The sequence below is a fragment of the Streptomyces sp. NBC_01298 genome, from assembly GCF_035978755.1.
Lineage (GTDB): Bacteria > Actinomycetota > Actinomycetes > Streptomycetales > Streptomycetaceae > Streptomyces.
Map to the genome: position 1 here is coordinate 3666206 of NZ_CP108414.1, position 17190 is coordinate 3683395.

Annotated in this window: 19 protein-coding genes; 12 read left to right on the forward strand and 7 right to left on the reverse strand. The window is 72.2% G+C overall.

Features of this window, described 5'->3' with window-relative positions:
• Positions 1-90 precede the first annotated feature (90 nt).
• The 3 genes from OG730_RS16375 to OG730_RS16385 all read left to right on the forward strand — a co-directional run bounded on the left by OG730_RS16375 (position 91) and on the right by OG730_RS16385 (position 3233).
• Positions 91-528 (forward strand): gamma-glutamylcyclotransferase family protein, encoded by a 438-nt coding sequence (locus OG730_RS16375; protein ID WP_112449900.1) that lies wholly within the window; start codon positions 91-93, stop codon positions 526-528.
• Positions 529-722: 194 nt separating this feature from the next.
• The gene (locus tag OG730_RS16380) at positions 723-1529 is read left to right on the forward strand and encodes a purine-nucleoside phosphorylase (protein ID WP_327304950.1); all 807 of its coding nucleotides are present in this window, start codon (positions 723-725) and stop codon (positions 1527-1529) included.
• 54 nt (positions 1530-1583) lie between these two features.
• On the forward strand, positions 1584-3233 hold the full coding sequence (locus OG730_RS16385; RefSeq protein WP_327309289.1) for a phospho-sugar mutase: 1650 nt from the start codon (positions 1584-1586) through the stop codon (positions 3231-3233).
• 69 nt (positions 3234-3302) lie between these two features.
• Here the strand turns inward: OG730_RS16385 and OG730_RS16390 are convergent, their stop codons facing one another.
• The 3 genes from OG730_RS16390 to afsQ1 are packed head-to-tail and all read right to left on the reverse strand — an operon-like array spanning position 3303 to position 6191.
• Complete coding sequence (locus OG730_RS16390) at positions 3303-4049, reverse strand: hypothetical protein (protein ID WP_327304951.1); 747 nt, start codon at positions 4047-4049, stop codon at positions 3303-3305.
• Positions 4033-5517 (reverse strand): sensor histidine kinase, encoded by a 1485-nt coding sequence (locus OG730_RS16395; RefSeq protein ID WP_327304952.1) that lies wholly within the window; start codon positions 5515-5517, stop codon positions 4033-4035. Before OG730_RS16395 ends, OG730_RS16390 begins: the two co-directional genes overlap by 17 nt.
• Complete coding sequence (afsQ1, locus tag OG730_RS16400; protein WP_254382550.1) at positions 5514-6191, reverse strand: two-component system response regulator AfsQ1; 678 nt, start codon at positions 6189-6191, stop codon at positions 5514-5516. The genes OG730_RS16395 and afsQ1 overlap by 4 nt, the downstream gene beginning before the upstream one ends.
• A 165-nt stretch (positions 6192-6356) precedes the next feature.
• Here afsQ1 and OG730_RS16405 point away from each other — a divergent pair, with 165 nt between their 5' ends.
• A complete protein-coding gene (locus OG730_RS16405) occupies positions 6357-7076 on the forward strand; it encodes a SigE family RNA polymerase sigma factor (RefSeq protein ID WP_327304953.1) in 720 nt (239 codons plus the stop codon).
• A 132-nt stretch (positions 7077-7208) separates the two neighbouring features.
• Here OG730_RS16405 and OG730_RS16410 read toward each other — a convergent pair whose 3' ends face one another.
• Positions 7209-7907 (reverse strand): uridine kinase family protein, encoded by a 699-nt coding sequence (locus OG730_RS16410; RefSeq protein ID WP_327309290.1) that lies wholly within the window; start codon positions 7905-7907, stop codon positions 7209-7211.
• Positions 7908-7972: 65 nt separating this feature from the next.
• On the opposite strand from OG730_RS16410, the gene OG730_RS16415 reads away from it, so the two are divergent.
• Complete coding sequence (locus OG730_RS16415) at positions 7973-8329, forward strand: hypothetical protein (RefSeq protein ID WP_327304954.1); 357 nt, start codon at positions 7973-7975, stop codon at positions 8327-8329.
• Between the two features lie 91 nt (positions 8330-8420).
• Here OG730_RS16415 and OG730_RS16420 read toward each other — a convergent pair whose 3' ends face one another.
• Genes OG730_RS16420 through deoC form a run of 3 tightly spaced genes read right to left on the reverse strand, consistent with a single transcriptional unit; the run spans position 8421 to position 11717 of the window.
• The gene (locus tag OG730_RS16420; RefSeq protein ID WP_327304955.1) at positions 8421-9320 is read right to left on the reverse strand and encodes an aldehyde dehydrogenase family protein; all 900 of its coding nucleotides are present in this window, start codon (positions 9318-9320) and stop codon (positions 8421-8423) included.
• Positions 9313-10749, reverse strand: coding sequence for an aldehyde dehydrogenase family protein (locus OG730_RS16425; RefSeq protein ID WP_327304956.1), 1437 nt, complete (start codon positions 10747-10749; stop codon positions 9313-9315). The genes OG730_RS16420 and OG730_RS16425 overlap by 8 nt, the downstream gene beginning before the upstream one ends.
• A 5-nt stretch (positions 10750-10754) precedes the next feature.
• Positions 10755-11717 (reverse strand): deoxyribose-phosphate aldolase, encoded by a 963-nt coding sequence (deoC, locus tag OG730_RS16430; RefSeq protein WP_327309291.1) that lies wholly within the window; start codon positions 11715-11717, stop codon positions 10755-10757.
• 159 nt (positions 11718-11876) lie between these two features.
• Between deoC and OG730_RS16435 the strand changes: the two genes are divergently transcribed.
• From OG730_RS16435 to OG730_RS16465, 7 genes are all read left to right on the forward strand, one after another.
• Positions 11877-12320 carry a hypothetical protein gene (locus OG730_RS16435; RefSeq protein WP_327304957.1) on the forward strand — a complete coding sequence of 148 codons (444 nt, stop codon included), beginning with the start codon at positions 11877-11879 and terminating at the stop codon, positions 12318-12320.
• Positions 12321-12627: 307 nt separating this feature from the next.
• Positions 12628-13644: a hypothetical protein gene (locus tag OG730_RS16440; RefSeq protein ID WP_327304958.1), complete on the forward strand. Its 1017-nt coding sequence runs from the start codon at positions 12628-12630 to the stop codon at positions 13642-13644.
• Between the two features lie 342 nt (positions 13645-13986).
• Entirely contained in the window at positions 13987-14910 is a 924-nt protein-coding gene (locus tag OG730_RS16445) for a hypothetical protein (RefSeq protein ID WP_327304959.1), read from the forward strand.
• Positions 14911-14992: 82 nt separating this feature from the next.
• Positions 14993-15634, forward strand: a complete 642-nt coding sequence (locus tag OG730_RS16450; RefSeq protein WP_327304960.1) for a class F sortase — start codon at positions 14993-14995, stop codon at positions 15632-15634.
• Between the two features lie 25 nt (positions 15635-15659).
• On the forward strand, positions 15660-16277 hold the full coding sequence (locus OG730_RS16455) for a PH domain-containing protein (RefSeq protein ID WP_327304961.1): 618 nt from the start codon (positions 15660-15662) through the stop codon (positions 16275-16277).
• A gap of 50 nt (positions 16278-16327) precedes the next feature.
• Positions 16328-16897, forward strand: coding sequence for a VanZ family protein (locus tag OG730_RS16460; RefSeq protein WP_442814935.1), 570 nt, complete (start codon positions 16328-16330; stop codon positions 16895-16897).
• A 50-nt stretch (positions 16898-16947) separates the two neighbouring features.
• Complete coding sequence (locus tag OG730_RS16465; protein ID WP_327304962.1) at positions 16948-17160, forward strand: PspC domain-containing protein; 213 nt, start codon at positions 16948-16950, stop codon at positions 17158-17160.
• Positions 17161-17190 lie beyond the last annotated feature (30 nt).

Here is a 17190-nt window from a genome sequence, read left to right on the forward strand (position 1 = left end):
TGCTTCACGCCCGGTCCCACCATCCGGGACGCGGGCCCCGTACGCGGCCGGGAGCGCGGTCGGGCCCGCCCCTCCCGTACCCTCGACCACATGTCGCTCTACGCCGCGTACGCCGGCAACCTCGACCCGCGGCTGATGACGCGCCGTGCTCCGCATTCGCCGCTGCGCGGAACGGGCTGGATCAACGACTGGCGGCTGACCTTCGGCGGCGAGCAGATGGGCTGGGAGGGCGCGCTGGCCACGATCGTCGAAGCGCCGCGCCACCAGGTCTTCGTCGCGCTGTACGACGTGGCCCCGCTCGACGAGGACTCCATGGACCGGTGGGAGGGCGTCGGGCTCGACATCTACCGCCGGATGCGGGTGCGCGTGCACACGCTGGACGGCGAGGAAGCGGCCTGGGTGTACGTCCTCAACGGCTACGAGGGCGGCCTGCCCTCGGCCCGCTACCTGGGCGAACTCGCCGACGCGGCGGAATCCGCGGGCGCCCCGCACGACTACGTGATGGAACTGCGCAAGCGGCCCTGCTGACACCCCCTGCCGGCACCGCCCTTCCGGCACCGCCCTTCTGGCACCGCCCTTCCGGTACCGCCCTTCTAAAAGCCGGCCCCAGGACGCGCCCGCGCCGCGCCGGGACAATTCGTCGGAAACGACAAGGCAACGATCCGAACACCGTGAGCTGCGCCATCTACGCGCGTAGGCGAAGAGCGGCTACGCTCTTCCGCGTGAACGCATCTGTTACCGACCCCTTCGCCGCCGCCGACGCCGCCGCCGCCCGCCTGCGCGAGCTCACCGGCGCCGAGACCCACGATGTCGCCCTCGTGATGGGCTCCGGCTGGGCCCCCGCCGCGGAGGCGCTCGGCGCGCCCGAGGCCGAGTTCCCGGTCACCGAGCTGCCCGGCTTCCCGCCCCCCGCCGTCGAGGGCCACGGCGGCAAGATCCGCTCGTACAAGATCGGCGAGAAGCGCGCGCTGCTCTTCCTCGGCCGGACCCACTACTACGAGGGCCGCGGCGTCGCCGCCGTGGCCCACGGCGTGCGCACGGCCGTCGCCGCCGGCTGCAAGACCATCGTCCTGACCAACGGCTGCGGTGGCCTGCGCGAGGGCATGAAGCCCGGCCAGCCGGTCCTGATCAGCGACCACCTCAACCTCACGGCCACCTCGCCGATCGTCGGCGCGAACTTCGTGGACCTGACCGACCTGTACTCGCCGCGCCTGCGCGCGATGTGCAAGGAGATCGACGAGACCCTCGAAGAGGGCGTCTACGTGCAGTTCCCCGGCCCGCACTACGAGACCCCGGCCGAGATCAACATGATCCGCGTCATGGGCGCCGACCTGGTCGGCATGTCCACCGTGCTCGAGGCCATCGCCGCCCGCGAGGCCGGCGCCGAGGTGCTCGGCATCTCGCTGGTCACCAACCTGGCGGCGGGCCTCTCCGGCGAGCCGCTGAACCACGAAGAGGTGCTCCAGGCGGGCCGCGACTCGGCCTCGCGCATGGGCAAGCTGCTGACCCAGGTCCTCGCCCGGATCTGATCGAGCGACCCGACCGACCGACGAGAGGTAGTGCAGGACGTGCAGGACGTGGACGTGCAGGACGATCTGATCGCACGGGCCCAGGCCTGGCTGGCCGAGGACCCGGACCCGGAGACGGCCGACGAGCTCGCCAAGCTCATCGAGGCCGGTGACACCACCGAGCTCGCGGACCGCTTCGCCGGCATGCTGCAGTTCGGCACCGCCGGACTCCGCGGCGAACTGGGCGCGGGCCCGATGCGGATGAACCGCAACGTGGTGATCCGGGCCGCGGCGGGCCTCGCGGCCTACCTCAAGGCCCAGGGCCACGCCGGCGGCCTGGTCGTCGTCGGCTACGACGCCCGCTACAAGTCGGCCGACTTCGCCCGCGACACCGCCGCGGTCATGATCGGCGCCGGCCTGCGCGCCGCCGTCCTGCCCCGTCCGCTGCCGACGCCCGTCCTGGCGTACGCCATAAGGCACCTGGGCGCCGTCGCCGGCGTCGAGGTGACCGCCAGCCACAATCCGCCCCGGGACAACGGCTACAAGGTCTACCTCGGCGACGGTTCGCAGATCGTCTCCCCGGCCGACGCGGAGATCGCCGAGCAGATCGACGCGATCGCCGCGCTGGCCGACGTACCGCGGGCCGAGGACGGCTGGCAGGACCTCGGCGACGAGGTCCTGGAGGCCTACCTGGCACGCACGGACGCCGTCCTCACCCCCGGCTCCCCCCGGGGCGTGCGGACCGTCTACACGGCCATGCACGGCGTCGGCAAGGACGTGGTCCTGGCCGCCTTCGCCCGCGCCGGCTTCCCCGCCCCGGTCCTCGTGGCCGAGCAGGCGGAGCCGGACCCGGCCTTCCCGACGGTGGCCTTCCCCAACCCGGAGGAGCCGGGCGCGATGGACCTGTCCTTCGCGACGGCCGCCCGCGTAGACCCCGACATCGTGATCGCCAACGACCCGGACGCCGACCGCTGCGCGGTGGCCGTCCCGGACGCCTCCTCGGCCTCCGGCTGGCGGATGCTGCGCGGCGACGAGGTCGGCGCGCTGCTCGCCGCCCACCTGGTGCACAAGGGCGCCACCGGCGTCTTCGCCGAGTCCATCGTCTCCTCCTCCCTCCTCGGGCGGATCGCGGAGGCCGCGGGCGTCGGCTACGAGGAGACCCTGACGGGCTTCAAGTGGATCTCCCGCGTCGAGGGCCTGCGCTACGGGTACGAGGAGGCGCTCGGCTACTGCGTGGACCCCGAGGGCGTCCGCGACAAGGACGGCGTCACGGCCGCCCTGCTCGTCGCGGAACTGGCCTCGGAGCTCAAGGAGCAGGGCCGGACCCTGACCGACCTGCTGGACGACCTGGCGATGCGGCACGGTCTGCACGCCACCGACCAGCTGTCGGTCCGCGTGGAGGACCTGTCGGTCATCGCCTCGGCCATGGCGGCCCTGCGCGCGGAGCCCCCGGCCTCGCTGGCGGGCCTGCGGGTCACCTCGGCGGAGGACCTCAGCCAGGGCACGGCGACGCTCCCGCCCACGGACGGGCTGCGCTACTACCTGGAGGGCGACTACAAGGCCCGGGCCATCGTCCGCCCGTCCGGCACGGAGCCCAAGCTGAAGTGCTACCTGGAGGTCGTGGTCCCGGTGGCGGAAGCCTCCGGCCTGCTCCCGGCCCGCGCCCGCGGCCAGGAGGTCCTGGACGCGATCAAGAAGGACCTGGCGGCGGCGGCCGGTATTTAGCCGACCCCCGGACCCGCCCGCGCGAAGGCCCCCCGAGCTCCTGCCCGGGGGGCCTTCGTCGTGACCGGGTCAGGAAGCCGAGGGCGCGGGAGCGGGAGCGGGCGTGGCCGTCGGCCGGACCACGTCGCCCAGGGTCGGGACGGACTCCGGGCGGGAGCGGACGGCGTCCGTGCACTCCCAGGCCCGCGGCGGATCCGCGTCCGGACCGCCCAGGACCACCGGGCCCGGCCCCGCCGACACCGCGTCGCTCTCCGCGAGCGTGCACACCAGCTGCGACAGCGCCACGGGGGGCAGGTCCTCGGGCTTGCGGCTCAGCCGCACCGCGCCCGCCGGATCGCCCGGCCGCGGCGCCGAGACCGTCAGGTTGGCCGGCACCTCGGTCGTGAAGCCGGCCTCCCGCTCCTCCGCGGACGGCTCCCGCTGGAGCGCCTCCAGCAGGGCCTGGGTGACGAGCCCCGTCACGTCCCGCGCGGGCTGCTTCTCCGACACCGGCACCACCCGCTGGACGCCCACCAGCTGCGCCCCGCAGACCAGCTCCACCGTGGCCCGGATGCCCTGTACCCCGCCCGTTCCCGCCGCGGCGCCGGCCGGGGTCTTGCACGAGACCCGCGAGGGCGCCGGTCCCACGTCCACCGGCACGGTGGTCGCCCGGATCCCGCAGCCGGTCAGGGCGCCCAGGGACAACAGGCCCAGGGCCACCACGACGGCCGTCGTACCGAGCGTCGCGCCGAGCACCGCACCGCGCCCCGCGCCGACGCGCCCAGCGGTGACCCGCCCCGCCGCCCCGCGCTCCGCCGCCCTACTCCTCGTCTTCACCGGCGATCACCTTCCCCACGTCCACCGGCAGCCGCAGCGTGAACAGCGCACCGCCCTGCGCACCGTTCTCCGCGGTGATGTCGCCGCCGTGGATGTGCGCGTTCTCCATCGCGATGGACAGGCCGAGCCCGCTGCCGTCCGACTTCGGCCGCGACGCGCTCGCCTTGTAGAACCGGTCGAAGACGTGCGGCAGTACGGCCTCGGGGATGCCCGGCCCGTTGTCCCGTACGGCGATCACCAGCCAGTCCCCCTCCACCCGGATGGAGACCCGCACCGGCGACCCGCCGTGCTTGAGCGCGTTGCCGATCAGATTCGCCAGGATCACGTCGAGCCGCCGCGGGTCGAGCCGCACGACGATCCCGCGCTCCGCGTCGAGTTCGACCGCGTCGAGCCACGCCCGCGTGTCGATGCACGCCGTCACCTGGTCGGCGACGTCCACGTCGTCCAGCACCAGCCGCGCCGTTCCCGCGTCGAAGCGGGTGACCTCCATGAGGTTCTCCACGAGGTCGTTCAGCCGCCTGGTCTCACTCACGACGAGCCCCACCGCCGGCGCGATCATCGGGTCGAGGTACTCGACCTCGTCCTCCAGCACCTCGGCGACCGCCGTCAGCGCCGTCAGCGGCGTGCGCAGTTCGTGGGACATGTCCGCGACGAAACGCCGGCTGGACTCCTCCCGCGCGCTCATGTCGGCGACCTTCTTCTCCAGCGCCTCCGCCGTCTTGTTGAAGGTGTGCGCCAGGTCGGCGAGTTCGTCCGTCCCCGACACCTCGAGCCGGTGGTCCAGCTCCCCTTCGCCGAGCCGGCGCGCCGCGTCGCCGAGCCGCTGCACGGGCCGCAGCACCGTACGGGCCGCGGCCTGCGCGAGCAGCGCGGAGCCGAGCAGCGCGAGCCCGGTGGCGATGGTCAGCGACCAGGCCAGGGCGTTGAGGTCCTCGCGCTCCTGGGCGAGGGACTTGTACATGTAGCCGGTCGGCCCGCCGCCCACGATCCGGGTGCCGCCGACCAGGTAGGGGTTCCCGTCGGGCTTCGTCCGCTGCCAGTACACGTGGTACGCGGCGTCGTTGGCCGAGGTGGTCTTCTGCCGGTCGTCGACGGCGTGCTGGAGCGACTTCGGTACGTCGGCCAGCGAGAAGGCGTCGGGACCGGCGGTCCCGGACACCTTGCGGCCGTCCTTCTCGTCCACCAGCAGCACGCTGTAACCGGGGCTGCTGCCCGCCATCATCTCGGCGGTGTGCTGCAGCTCCTCCTGCGTCGGGTCGGCGGGCAGGGCCGCGGCCCGGTTCTGCATCTCCTGCCGGAAGTCGCCGAGGGCGGCGTCCTGGGTCCGGGTCAGGACGGCCTCGCGATTGAGCCAGTAGGCGATCCCGGACGCGGAAACGGCGGCCGTCAGCGCGACCAGTGCGAACACGACGAGGAGCCGCAGCCGCAGGCTGGTCCAGCGCCGGCCCGCGAACAGGGCTCGGATCACTGCGGGGAGTCCAGCCGGTAGCCGACGCCCCGCACGGTACGGATCAGGGTGGGTGACGAGGGCACTTCCTCGACCTTGGCGCGCAGCCGCTGCACGCAGGCGTCGACGAGCCGCGAGTCACCGAGGTAGTCGTGCTCCCACACCAACCGCAGCAGCTGCTGGCGGGACAGCGCCTGGCCGGGCCGGCGGCTGAGCTCCAGGAGCAGCCGCAGCTCGGTCGGGGTGAGCTGGAGGTCCTCACCGTTCTTGGTCACGGTCATGGCGGAGCGGTCGATGACCAGCGGGCCGAAGACCGCGGTGTCGGTGGACTCGCGCTCGCCGCGGCGCAGCACCGCCCGGATGCGGGCGTCGAGCACCCGCCCCTGGACGGGCTTGACCACGTAGTCGTCGGCTCCCGACTCCAGGCCGACGACCACGTCGATGTCGTCGTTGCGCGCGGTGAGCAGGATGATCGGCAGCTGGTCGGTGCGGCGGATGCGCCGGCACACCTCGAAGCCGTCGATTCCGGGCAGCATGACGTCGAGCACGATCAGGTCGGGCCGCTGCTCGCGCAGCAGTTTGAGGCCGTCCTCGCCCGTCGCCGCGGTGGCCACACGGTGGCCCTGGCGTGACAGGGAGAGTTCGAGGGCCGTGCGGATGGCGTCGTCGTCCTCGATGAGCAACAGGAAAGGCACGGGCTCATTCTGTCCCATCGCCCCGCGGGACTTCGACCTCCCCGCGCTTCCAATCCCGGCACGAACCCTGTGACAGGCCTGTGACAGTCGCAGGACACCGCGGTTATGTCGGCCGGGCAGTCTTCTTGGCAACGGACCAGACAGACTCCACGACGGGGGCGCGAGATGAACACGCTGCACAGCACCAGCTCCAGCGCGGTTGTCACGCGGCTGCACGATGTGAACCGCCGCACGGCAATCCGTACGGCGACGGCCCCCTCCCGGCGGCCGGCGCACGTGGTGGCCATCGACGCGAAGACCTACGAGCGCCCCTCCGTCCCCGCCCAGCGCACGCCGGGCTCCGCGGACGTCCCGGACTCCTCCAACGAGGCCGAGTTCACGGCGTACGTCCAGGAACGGCGGGCCGCCCTCTACGCGACGGCCTTCCACCTGACCGGCGACCGCTACGAGGCCGAGGACCTGCTGCAGACCGCGCTGTTCTCCACGTACCGCGCCTGGGACCGCATCAGCGACAAGGCCGCCGTCGGCGGGTACCTGCGGCGCACGATGACGAACCTGCACATCAGCGCCTGGCGCCGGCGCAAGCTCAACGAGTACCCGACGGAAGAGCTGCCGGAGACGGCCTCGGACACGGACGCCATGGGCGGTACGGAGCTGCGCGCCGTGCTGTGGCAGGCGCTCACCCGCATCCCGGAGCCGCAGCGCACGATGCTGGTGCTCCGCTACTACGAGGGCCGCACGGACCCGGAGATCGCGGAGATCCTCGGCATCAGCGTCGGCACGGTGAAGTCGAGCATCTGGCGCTCGCTGCGCCGCATGCGCGAGGACGAGGCGCTGAGCTTCGGCCGCGACGAGGCCGAGTCCTTCGAGGACCTGGTCGCGTAGGTCGCGTAGGAGGAGCCGGCACCACAAGACCAAAGGGCCAGGGGGCCCGTCCTGCGGGGGTGGGACGGGGGCCACGGGGGCAAAGGGCGGGATCGAGCGGACGGGGGTCCGCGCGGTCCCGCCTTTTGGCGTCTACACCGAGGCCGCGGCGCGGTGGCGCCCCGCCGCGGCGGCGGCAAGACGCCCGAGCGCCTCGTCACGGCCACACGCGTGAGCCCCCAGTGCGGTGTGCCGGGCCACGATCCCGCGCTCGGCCCGCATCAGCCGCCAGCCGCGCCGCAGGAGCATCGGCACCGACTTGCGGCCCTCGCGCAGGTCACGGGCCAGGCGCCGCCGGAAGGTGGTGCTGGGCCGCCCGCGCAGACAGATCGCGTCCGCCAGCAGCCCCAGCTCCTGGCACCGCACCGCGACGTCGGCCGCGAAGATCCCCTCGGCTATGAACAGCGGGGTGCGGGAGATGTCCAGCGACTCCGTACCGGTCCGCGAAGAGGTCGAGATGTCGTAGACGGGCACCTCGGTCCGCCCGGCCGCGCACAGCTCGGCGATCGCGGCCACCGCCGCCTCCGCGTCCCAGGACAGCGGGGAGTCCCAGTCGGTGTCGGCGCTTCCCTCGACGAGCGGGAGGGTGGGGTCGTCGCCGTCCTTGTAGAAGTCGTCCAGGCGCAGCACGGGCAACCCGGAACGTGCCGCCAGCGAGGACTTGCCGGAACCCGAGGGTCCGGTCAGCAGGACGACACGCGTAGGCAAAGGAGAGGAACAGCTCACGGAACACAAGTGTGAACTATTAACTCGGGCAGGGGACCTACCCAAAGGCCCGTTGGTATCCAGGATCACACCTCCACTACGCTGCGTGCGCACGCGATCACGAGTCCGTACGAGCCCACAGGCGGGAATCCATGGCACGTCACGCAGCCCCCAAAGCCCCCCACACCAAGGCGCTGCGCACCGCAGGCCTGACTCTGTCGATGGCCGGAGCGGCCCTCGCGATGGCCGCCGGGGGTGCCCAGGCGGGCGAGCTCGATGTTCCGGCGGCCCTCGCGGGGGTCTCCGACCCGATTTCGAACCTCAAGGTGAACCCGCTGGCCCACACCGGCGTGGATCCCCTGGACAACGGGGTCGCCACCCAGGTCGCGGATTTCCCGTCGGTCGGCACCGGCATGGTCACGGGCATCCTGACCCAGGGGCCTTCGGTCGGGCAGCTGCCCACCGCCGCGGCGTCTTCCCTGCTGGGCCCCCTGACGGGCGGCAAGTAGCTCCCGTAGGGCACGAAGAGGCCCCGACAGCGCGGGGGACACTGCCGGGGCCCGTCTTCGGGGAGGGCCGAGCCCTCTCATGGGGGGTCCGCTAGTAGGAGGACCCGCCCGCGCCCAGCGACCCGGTCGGGTGCCAGACGGTCTTGGTCTCCAGGAACGGCGTCATGCGCGCCGTGCCCGGGTCGGCGCTCCAGTCGTCCACAGGCTGTGGACGCAGGACGCGCTTGAGGTTGTCCGCGGCCGCGATCTCCAGCTCCTTGGCCAGGGCCGCGTCGGCGCCCGCCAGGTCGATCGCGTTGACGTCCTGGTGGGACGCCAGGTGCGGGCCCATCTCGGCGGCCTTGCCGGACAGGATGTTGACGACGCCGCCGGGCAGGTCGGAGGTGGCCAGCACCTCGCCGAGGGAGAGCGCGGGCAGAGGGGCCTTCTCCGAGGCGATCACGACGACCGTGTTGCCGGTGGCGATCACCGGGGCGATCACGGAGACCAGGCCCAGGAAGGACGAGGCCTGCGGGGCGACGACCGTGACCACACCGGTCGGCTCCGGGGTGGAGAGGTTGAAGAAGGGGCCCGCGACCGGGTTGGCCCCGCCCACGATCTGGGCGATCTTGTCGGTCCAGCCCGCGTACCAGACCCAGCGGTCGATCGCCGCGTCGACGACGGCCGCGGCCTTCGTCTTGGACAGGCCCTCCGCCTCGCCGACCTCGCGGACGAACTGCTCGCGGCGGCCCTCCAGCATCTCGGCGACGCGGTAGAGGATCTGGCCGCGGTTGTACGCGGTCGCGCCCGACCAGCCGCCGAAGGCCTTGCGGGCGGCGACGACCGCGTCACGGGCGTCCTTGCGGGAGGACAGCGGGGCGTTGGCCAGCCACTTGCCCTTCGAGTCACTCACCTCGTACACCCGGCCGCTCTCGGAGCGGGGGAACTTGCCCCCGACGTACAGCTTGTAGGTCTTGAAGACGCTCAGACGCGTCGAAGAAGACTCAGACATCGAGGTAGCCCTCCAGGCCGTGACGGCCGCCTTCGCGCCCGAAGCCCGATTCCTTGTAGCCGCCGAAGGGCGAGGTCGGGTCGAACTTGTTGAACGTGTTGGCCCAGACGACGCCCGCGCGGAGCTTGCCCGCGACCGCGAGGATGCGGCTGCCCTTCTCCGTCCAGATGCCGGCGGACAGGCCGTACTGGCTGTTGTTCGCCTTGGCGACGGCTTCGTCGGGCGTACGGAAGGTCAGTACGGACAGCACCGGGCCGAAGATCTCGTCGCGGGCGACGGTGTGGGACTGGGAGACATTCGTGAAGAGCGTCGGGGCGAACCAGTAGCCGGCGTTCGGCAGTTCGCACGGCGCCGACCAGCGCTCGGCGCCCTCCGCCTCGCCGGTGTCCGCGAGGGCGGTGATCCGGGCGAGCTGCTCCGCGGAGTTGATCGCACCGATGTCGGTGTTCTTGTCGAGCGGGTCGCCCAGGCGCAGCGTGGTCAGCCGGCGCTTGAGCGAGTCGATCAGCTCGTCGTGGATCGACTCCTGGACCAGGAGGCGCGAGCCCGCGCAGCAGACCTGGCCCTGGTTGAAGAAGATGCCGCTGACGATGCCCTCGACGGCCTGGTCGATGGGGGCGTCGTCGAAGACGATGTTGGCGCCCTTGCCGCCCAGCTCCAGGGTGAGCTTCTTGGAGGTGCCGGCGACCTGGCGCGCGATGGCCTTGCCGACGGCGGTGGAGCCGGTGAAGGCGACCTTGTTCACGTCCGGGTGCTCGACGAGGGCCGCGCCCGCGTCCCCGTACCCGGTGAGGATGTTGACGACGCCCTTGGGCAGGCCCGCCTGGCGGCAGATGTCCGCGAAGAAGAGCGCGGAGAGCGGGGTCGTCTGGGCCGGCTTGAGCACGACCGTGTTGCCGGTGGCGAGCGCCGGGGCGATCTTCCACGCGAGCATCATCAGCGGGAAGTTCCACGGAATGACCTGGCCGGCCACGCCGAGGGGGCGCGGGTTGGCGCCGTACCCCGCGTGGTCGAGCTTGTCGGCCCAGCCCGCGTAGTAGAAGAAGTGCGCGGCGACGAGCGGGAGGTCCGCGTCGCGGGTCTCCCGGATCGGCTTGCCGTTGTCGAGGGTCTCCAGGACCGCCAGCTCGCGGCTGCGCTCCTGGATGATCCGGGCGATGCGGAAGAGGTACTTGGCGCGCTCGGAGCCGGGCAGCGCGGACCACTTCTCGAAGGCCTTGCGGGCGGCCTTCACGGCGCGGTCCACATCGGCGGCGCCGGCCTGCGCGATCTCGGAGAGGACCTCTTCGGAGGCCGGGGAGACGGTCTTGAAGACCTTGCCGTCCGCCGCGTCGGTGAACTCGCCGTCGATGAACAGCCCGTAGGAGGGCGCGATGTCGACGACGGAACGGGACTCGGGGGCGGGTGCGTACTCGAATGCGTTAGCCATGGCGATCAGTCCACCGTCACGTAGTCGGGACCGGAGTAGCGGCCGGTGCTCAGCTTCTGGCGCTGCATCAACAGGTCGTTGAGCAGGCTGGAGGCTCCGAAGCGGAACCAGTGGTTGGACAGCCAGTCCTCGCCCACGGTCTCGTTGACCAGGACCAGGAACTTGATCGCGTCCTTGGTGGTCCGGATGCCGCCGGCAGGCTTCACGCCGATCTGGATTCCAGTCTGCGCCTTGAAGTCACGGACGGCTTCGAGCATGAGGAGCGTGTTCGCGGGGGTGGCGTTGACGCCGACCTTGCCGGTCGAGGTCTTGATGAAGTCGGCCCCGGCCATCATGCCGATCCAGGAGGCGCGGCGGATGTTGTCGTACGTGGACAGCTCGCCGGTCTCGAAGATCACCTTGAGGCGGGCCGCGCTGCCGTCGGGTCGGACGCAGGCCGCCTTGACGGAGCGGATCAGCTCGTAGGTGTCGAGGTAGCGGCCGGCGAGGAAGGCTCCACGGTCGATGACCATGTCGATCTCGTCGGCGCCGGCGGCCACGGCGTCGGCCGTGTCGGCGAGCTTGACGGGCAGGGCGGCGCGGCCGGCCGGGAAGGCGGTGGCGACGGAGGCGACCTTGACGTCGGCGCCGTTCAGGGCGGCCTTGGCCGTGGCCACCATGTCCGGGTACACGCAGACGGCGGCCGTCATGGGCGTGGTGCGGTCGGTCGGATCGGGGTTGGCGGCCTTGGCGGAGAGCGCCCGGACCTTGCCCGGGGTATCCGCGCCTTCCAGCGTCGTCAGGTCGATCATCGAGATGGCGAGGTCGATGGCGTACGCCTTGGCCGTCGTCTTGATCGAGCGGGTGCCGAGGGAGGCCGCGCGGGCTTCCAGGCCGACAGCGTCGACGCCGGGCAGCCCGTGCAGGAAGCGGCGCAGCGCACTGTCGGACGTCGTCACGTCAGCGAATGCGGTGAGGGTGGTGGGCATGGTCACCACATGAGCATATCTACGCGCGTAGCGGCCTGTCACCCCCTCCCCCCGATTCATTCGGAATCGGACACGCCGTTTTGTGGTGACGCCGCCGGGACGGGGAACGGATCGTTCACACACGCAAGATCCTTTCCCGCCCACGCCTCAGGAGTCGCCATGCGTTCCGCCCTCCGCACGTCCATCGCCACCGCCGCCCTCGCGGGCGGACTGCTCCTCCCGGCCGCCGGTTCCGTCTCAGCGGCCCCGGCGTCGGCGCCGGCCTCGGCCCCGGCCCCGGCCCCGGCCCCGGCCGCCGCGTGCGTCTCGCCGGTCAAGCGGGTCGACATCGGGGAGGGCGGCGTCGCCGACCTGACGATGTCCCCGGAGGGCCCCAAGGCCTTCGCCCACTCCGCCGACCCGTCCCAGACCTGGTCGCTGACGCTGACCCGTACCGACCCGGAGGGCCGGGACACGCGCATCGTGGACCCGAGCGGCGCCCACCCCCGCTACGAGTGGTCGAACCCCCAGGGCGGCGTGCACACCCCGCTCGGAAGCGCCTCCTTCCCCGCGCTCCCCCAGGGCTGCGAGCTCGCCTACGAGACCACGCCGCACCACGGCTGAGCCGGCGCGGCACCCCTCCCGCGCCTTCCCGCACCCCGCACCCCGCACCCCGCCGGGCCGCCTTCGCGGCGGCCCGGCGAGCGGCGTTTCCAGGGCTTCCCGGGTCCGGACAACCGTCATTGACGGAAGGGGACTTGGGGGCTCCGGTGGCAGTTACACGGCCAAGACAAGAGGTGGATATTCCACCCGCACATGATCCGTACGTTCTTTCTCAGCAGCCCGCCGGCACCACCGGACGAAAGCCCGACAGGAGCAACGCGGAGCGCGGCACACCTTCCCTTTCCGAATTGCGTCATCAGGAGTCTTCATGCGTTCCGCCGCCCGCACCGCCATCGCCGCCGCCGTCCTCGCCGGGGCCCTGCTCGCTCCCGCCGGATCCGCCTTCGCCGCCACCCCGGCGAGTCCCGCCGCCGCCTCGTCCACCGTCCCCGACCGCTACGCCGGTACGCCCGTCCTGATCTCCGAGGGCGTGGTCGCGGTACTGCGCAACAAGTCCGAGGGACCCGAGGCCTGGCTCCGCGCCGTCCCGAAGGACTGGAAGCCGGGTGACACCTACATGGGCCGCGTCCTGGCCGTGGTGGACGTCAAGCACCCCACGGCCACGGTCGACGGCCTCCGGCTCCGGTTCGTCGAGGAGGACGTGCACCACCCGCTCCTGTCGGTGACCAAGGACGGCAAGACCACCACCTACCCGTTCCCGAAGGGCCAGGGCCCGGAGTGCCTGTCCGAGCCGGTCAGGCAGTCCATAGGCGCGGGCGCGGCGGCCCTGCTGATGACGGGGCCGAACGGTCCGATCGCGCAGCTGGAGTTCGCCGAGGAGGGAGAGGGCGGGCACACGTCGCTGACCCGCGCCAACCCCTCCCTGCCGAAGGGCGCCGGCATCGTCGCCCGCATCCTGAACCCGAGCTCCGCGAAGCCGGTCTTCGAGTGGAAGACCCAGGGAGGCTCGACGCCGTACGGCCACGCGACCTTCCCCGCGCTGCCCAAGGGCTGCACCTTCGACTTCGCCTTCCAGCCGGCGACCCAGAAGCCGCAGCCGCAGACCAAGCCGTCGACCGGGCCCTCCGCCAAGCCGAGCGCCACCACGCCGACCGGACCCAAGACGCAGACCATCGGCCAGACCTCCGTCGTGCCCAAGGGCGGGGTCGCCGCCGGCGCCGTCGTCCCGGCGGCCGCGCCCGCCCCGGTCGCCGCGGTCGCCGCGGCCTCCACGGCCGGGGACACCAACAGCGCCACCACGGTGGCGGCCGGCGCCGCCCTGATCGCGGCCTTCGGCGCGCTCGGCGCGAGCGTGGTGCTGCGGCGCCGCCGCGCCCAGGGCTGATAGCTGATACCTGCCCGTCCGGATCCAGACCCGCCTGCGGCGGGCCACCCTCGGTGGCCCGCCGCAGCCCGTTTCCCGGGCCCTGTCCCGGAGCTCCCCCGGGCACCGGATGCGCAGGTCACGCGGGTGGTGGCGGGTCATGCCCGGCTTCCGATCCATGCGGAATCTGACGCCCCGTTTGCTGTTACGCGGCCATGACACGGAGGGGATCGTTCACACGTACAAGATCCGTAGATTCTTTCTCAGCAGCCCGCCACACCTGACCCGGTGAACCCGACCGAACAGACTCAACGCGGCATGCGACTCTCCTCCACTCTCCTCACCCACGCTTCAGGAGTCGTTATGCGTACCGCCCTCCGCACGTCCATCGTCACCGCCGCGCTCGCCGGTGCACTGCTCGCGCCGGCCGCGGGCACCGCGTTCGCCGCGCCCGCACCGCACTCCGTGGCAGGGGCGAAGGCCGCGGCCTCGCCGATCGCGCAGGTGAAGATCGGCGACAACCTGGTGGCACACATGAGCAACTCCGCGGAGCAGGGCCCGCGCGTCTCCATCCACATCGTGAAGGACGGCGTGCCCAGCCCCGAGGCGATGACGACCCTCGACCGCTCCCACACGAAGTACTCGAACCAGGGCACGACCTTCACCCTCACCAAGGCCCAGACGGCCGAGCCGGTCCTCACCGTGTTCGTCGCGAACGCCGAGGGCGGCACCACCACGTCGTTCCCGCTGCCGAAGGGCACGGCCGGCGCGCCCGCGCCCTGCGTCTCCGAGGTCAAGACCGTGGCGGTCGGCCCGTACATGGCCGCCGATCTGACGATGTCCTCCAAGGGCCCCCGGGCCGTCGTCCGCGACACGGACGGGACGGGCGACGACTACTCGCTGACCCTGGACCGCGAGCACCCCAAGGGTCCGGACTCGTACTACCTGCGCATCGAGAACCCGTTCGGTGCCAAGCCGGTGTTCCAGTGGAAGACCCAGGGCGGCGACGCCCCGGTCCTCAGCGCCTCCTTCCCCGCGCTCCCCAAGGGCTGCAAGCTCGAGGGCACGAAGCCCACGCCGAAGCCTTCCACCACCCCGGCGAAGCCGAAGCCGGGCCCGCAGACCGTCGTCGTCCCCAAGGGCCCGGTGGCCGCGGGTGCCGAACTGCCGGTCGAGACCGTCACCGACACCGACAACAGCACCACGGTGGCGGCCGGAGCCGGTCTGATCGCGGTCTTCGGTGCGCTCGGCGCCGGCCTGTTCCTGCGCCGCCGCACCCAGGGCTGACCCACACCCCGTTCGGATCCCGACTCGCCACCGGCGGGCCACCCCAGGTGGCCCGCCGCGGCCCGTTTCACCGGAGCCTCCCATGAACCACCGCACCGCCGGCCCGCTGATCGCCGCCGCCCTCCTCGCCTCCGTACTGACCGGTTGCGGCGGCGCCTCGCCCGCCGGCTCGCCCGCCGCCGCGCCCTCCGCCGCGGCCGTGGCCACGGCCTCCGCGCCGCCCGTCGTCGCCCCCACCTCCGCGCCGGCGGCCCCGGCGACGGCGGCCCCGATGGCCGCCTCGGCGCCCGTACGCGTACGGATCCCCGCGGCCGGGGTCGACGCCTCGCCCCTGCTGCCGCTCGGCCTGGCCGCCGACGGCACCGTCGAGGTGCCCTCCGTGGCCGACGGGGGCAAGATCGGCTGGTACGACAAGGGCGTCACCCCCGGTGAGACCGGACCCGCCGTGCTGATCGGCCACTTCGACACCGTCCGCGGCCCGGCCGTGCTCAAGGACGTCTCCCGGGTCCGCGCCGGCGACGAGGTGGCCGTCTCCCGCGAGGACGGCAGCACCGCCGTCTTCCGGGTCCGCGAGCTGGAGCAGGTGGACAAGAAGCACTTCCCCACCGAGAAGGTCTACGGGAACACCGCCCGCCCCGAGCTGCGCGTGATCACCTGCGGGGGTGAAATCACCGACGGCCACCGGCCCGACAACATCATCTTGTATGCCGATCTCGTGGGCTGAGACGGCTTGAGGCACAATCGGCCGCATGAGCAGCGATCAGCCCACCGAAGAGCCGGCGTACGACGACCGGGTCTACCGCTCCCCGATGGCCACCGTCACCGGGGTGGTGCTGCTGGCGCTGCTCGCTTGGCTCTGCGGGGACGCCGTGGTGCGGGGCGCGGGGAACATCCCGTGGATCGCCCTCGCCGTCGCCCTGTGCGTGACCCCGCTGATCGTCGCGTTCACGGTCCGGCCGGCCGTCTTCGCCGGCGCCGACCGGCTGCGCGTGCGCAACCCCTTCCGGGTCATCGAACTGCCCTGGGCCGCCGTCGACACCGTGCGCGCCCGGTTCTCCGCCGAGGTGCTGGCGGAGGGGGCGACGTACCAGCTGTGGTCCATTCCGGTCTCCCTGCGGGAGCGCAAGAAGGCCAACCGCCGTCAGGCGGGCCGGCTCGGCCTGGGCAACGGCCAGGCCAAGGCTCCGGACGAGGAGGTCCGCCGCGCCTCCGCCGACAAGATCGTGGAGGACCTGCGGGAACTGCAGGAGCGCGGCGCCTCGCGGCCCGGCGCCCAGGGCCCCGTGAAGGTCTCCTGGTCGTACGAGATCATCGCGCCCGCGGTGGTCGGCGCGCTCATCCTGATTGTGCTGCTCGCCACGGGCTGACCGGCGGTTTCGCCGGAACCGCGGACGTCGGAACCCGCGTCTCCACTGGCGTGCACCGTCTCAAGGGCAACCGTGTCAAGGGCAGCGGCAGCGCCGCGGTACAGCAGTGGATCCGGCTCCTCGCCGGGGTCCTGCTGGTCGCCCACCTCCTCCTCGTCGGCTGGCTGATGCTGCGCCCGCTGGACGTGCCCTGGGCGGCGGCCGCCAATCTGACCCCGCTGGAGGGGATCCGGGCGGACCTCTCCTACGGGCCGCTGGAGGCCGCCCGCCGGATCGGCGGCGGGCTGGCGCTGCTGGCCCCGCTCGGGGTGCTGCTGCCGCTGATCAGCGGCCGTGTGGAGCTTTCGCCGCTGGCCACGTGGTCCTCGCTGGCCCGGACGGCCGCCGCGGGCGCGCTGGTCTCGGTCGGCATCGAGATGTTCCAGATGGCGGTCCCGGGTCAGGTGGTCGACGTGGATTCGGTGCTGCTGAACACCCTCGGCGTGATGCTCGCGCACGTGGTCGTGGTGCCGGCCCTGAGGCTTCGACTGCGGCGTTCTCAGGGGAGGACCCCGAGAATTACCAGGGTCGGGCTCGGCCCCTGGACCGACGTTCTTTCCTCTGTTCAGCGGGAGTATTGAGGCATCGCGGAAAAACATTCCGCGGACCGCACAACGACCGAGGAGAGACCATGAGCGCCCTTGCCCGCCCCCGTGACGGACGATGGATCGGCGGAGTCTGTGCCGGTCTGGCGCGCCGCTTCGGAATATCCGCGAATACGATGCGGATCATCTTCGTCGTCTCGTGCCTGCTGCCCGGCCCGCAGTTCCTCCTTTACCTGGCGCTGTGGGTGCTCCTGCCGAACGAGAAGTCGAGCACCACTTCCGCCGCCACCGGCTGGTAATCGGCCGGCCGGAGCGGGCACCACGCGAAC

What these genes read in the sequence shown, in the direction of transcription:
- OG730_RS16375 (WP_112449900.1), top strand. Translation starts at nt 91, where the DNA reads ATGTCGCTCTACGCCGCGTACGCCGGCAACCTCGACCCGCGGCTGATG.
- OG730_RS16405 (WP_327304953.1), top strand. Translation starts at nt 6,357, where the DNA reads ATGAACACGCTGCACAGCACCAGCTCCAGCGCGGTTGTCACGCGGCTG.
- OG730_RS16415 (WP_327304954.1), top strand. Translation starts at nt 7,973, where the DNA reads ATGGCACGTCACGCAGCCCCCAAAGCCCCCCACACCAAGGCGCTGCGC.
- OG730_RS16420 (WP_327304955.1), bottom strand. Translation starts at nt 9,320, where the DNA reads ATGTCTGAGTCTTCTTCGACGCGTCTGAGCGTCTTCAAGACCTACAAG.
- OG730_RS16425 (WP_327304956.1), bottom strand. Translation starts at nt 10,749, where the DNA reads ATGGCTAACGCATTCGAGTACGCACCCGCCCCCGAGTCCCGTTCCGTC.
- deoC (WP_327309291.1), bottom strand. Translation starts at nt 11,717, where the DNA reads ATGCCCACCACCCTCACCGCATTCGCTGACGTGACGACGTCCGACAGT.
- OG730_RS16435 (WP_327304957.1), top strand. Translation starts at nt 11,877, where the DNA reads ATGCGTTCCGCCCTCCGCACGTCCATCGCCACCGCCGCCCTCGCGGGC.
- OG730_RS16440 (WP_327304958.1), top strand. Translation starts at nt 12,628, where the DNA reads ATGCGTTCCGCCGCCCGCACCGCCATCGCCGCCGCCGTCCTCGCCGGG.
- OG730_RS16445 (WP_327304959.1), top strand. Translation starts at nt 13,987, where the DNA reads ATGCGTACCGCCCTCCGCACGTCCATCGTCACCGCCGCGCTCGCCGGT.
- OG730_RS16450 (WP_327304960.1), top strand. Translation starts at nt 14,993, where the DNA reads ATGAACCACCGCACCGCCGGCCCGCTGATCGCCGCCGCCCTCCTCGCC.
- OG730_RS16455 (WP_327304961.1), top strand. Translation starts at nt 15,660, where the DNA reads ATGAGCAGCGATCAGCCCACCGAAGAGCCGGCGTACGACGACCGGGTC.
- OG730_RS16465 (WP_327304962.1), top strand. Translation starts at nt 16,948, where the DNA reads ATGAGCGCCCTTGCCCGCCCCCGTGACGGACGATGGATCGGCGGAGTC.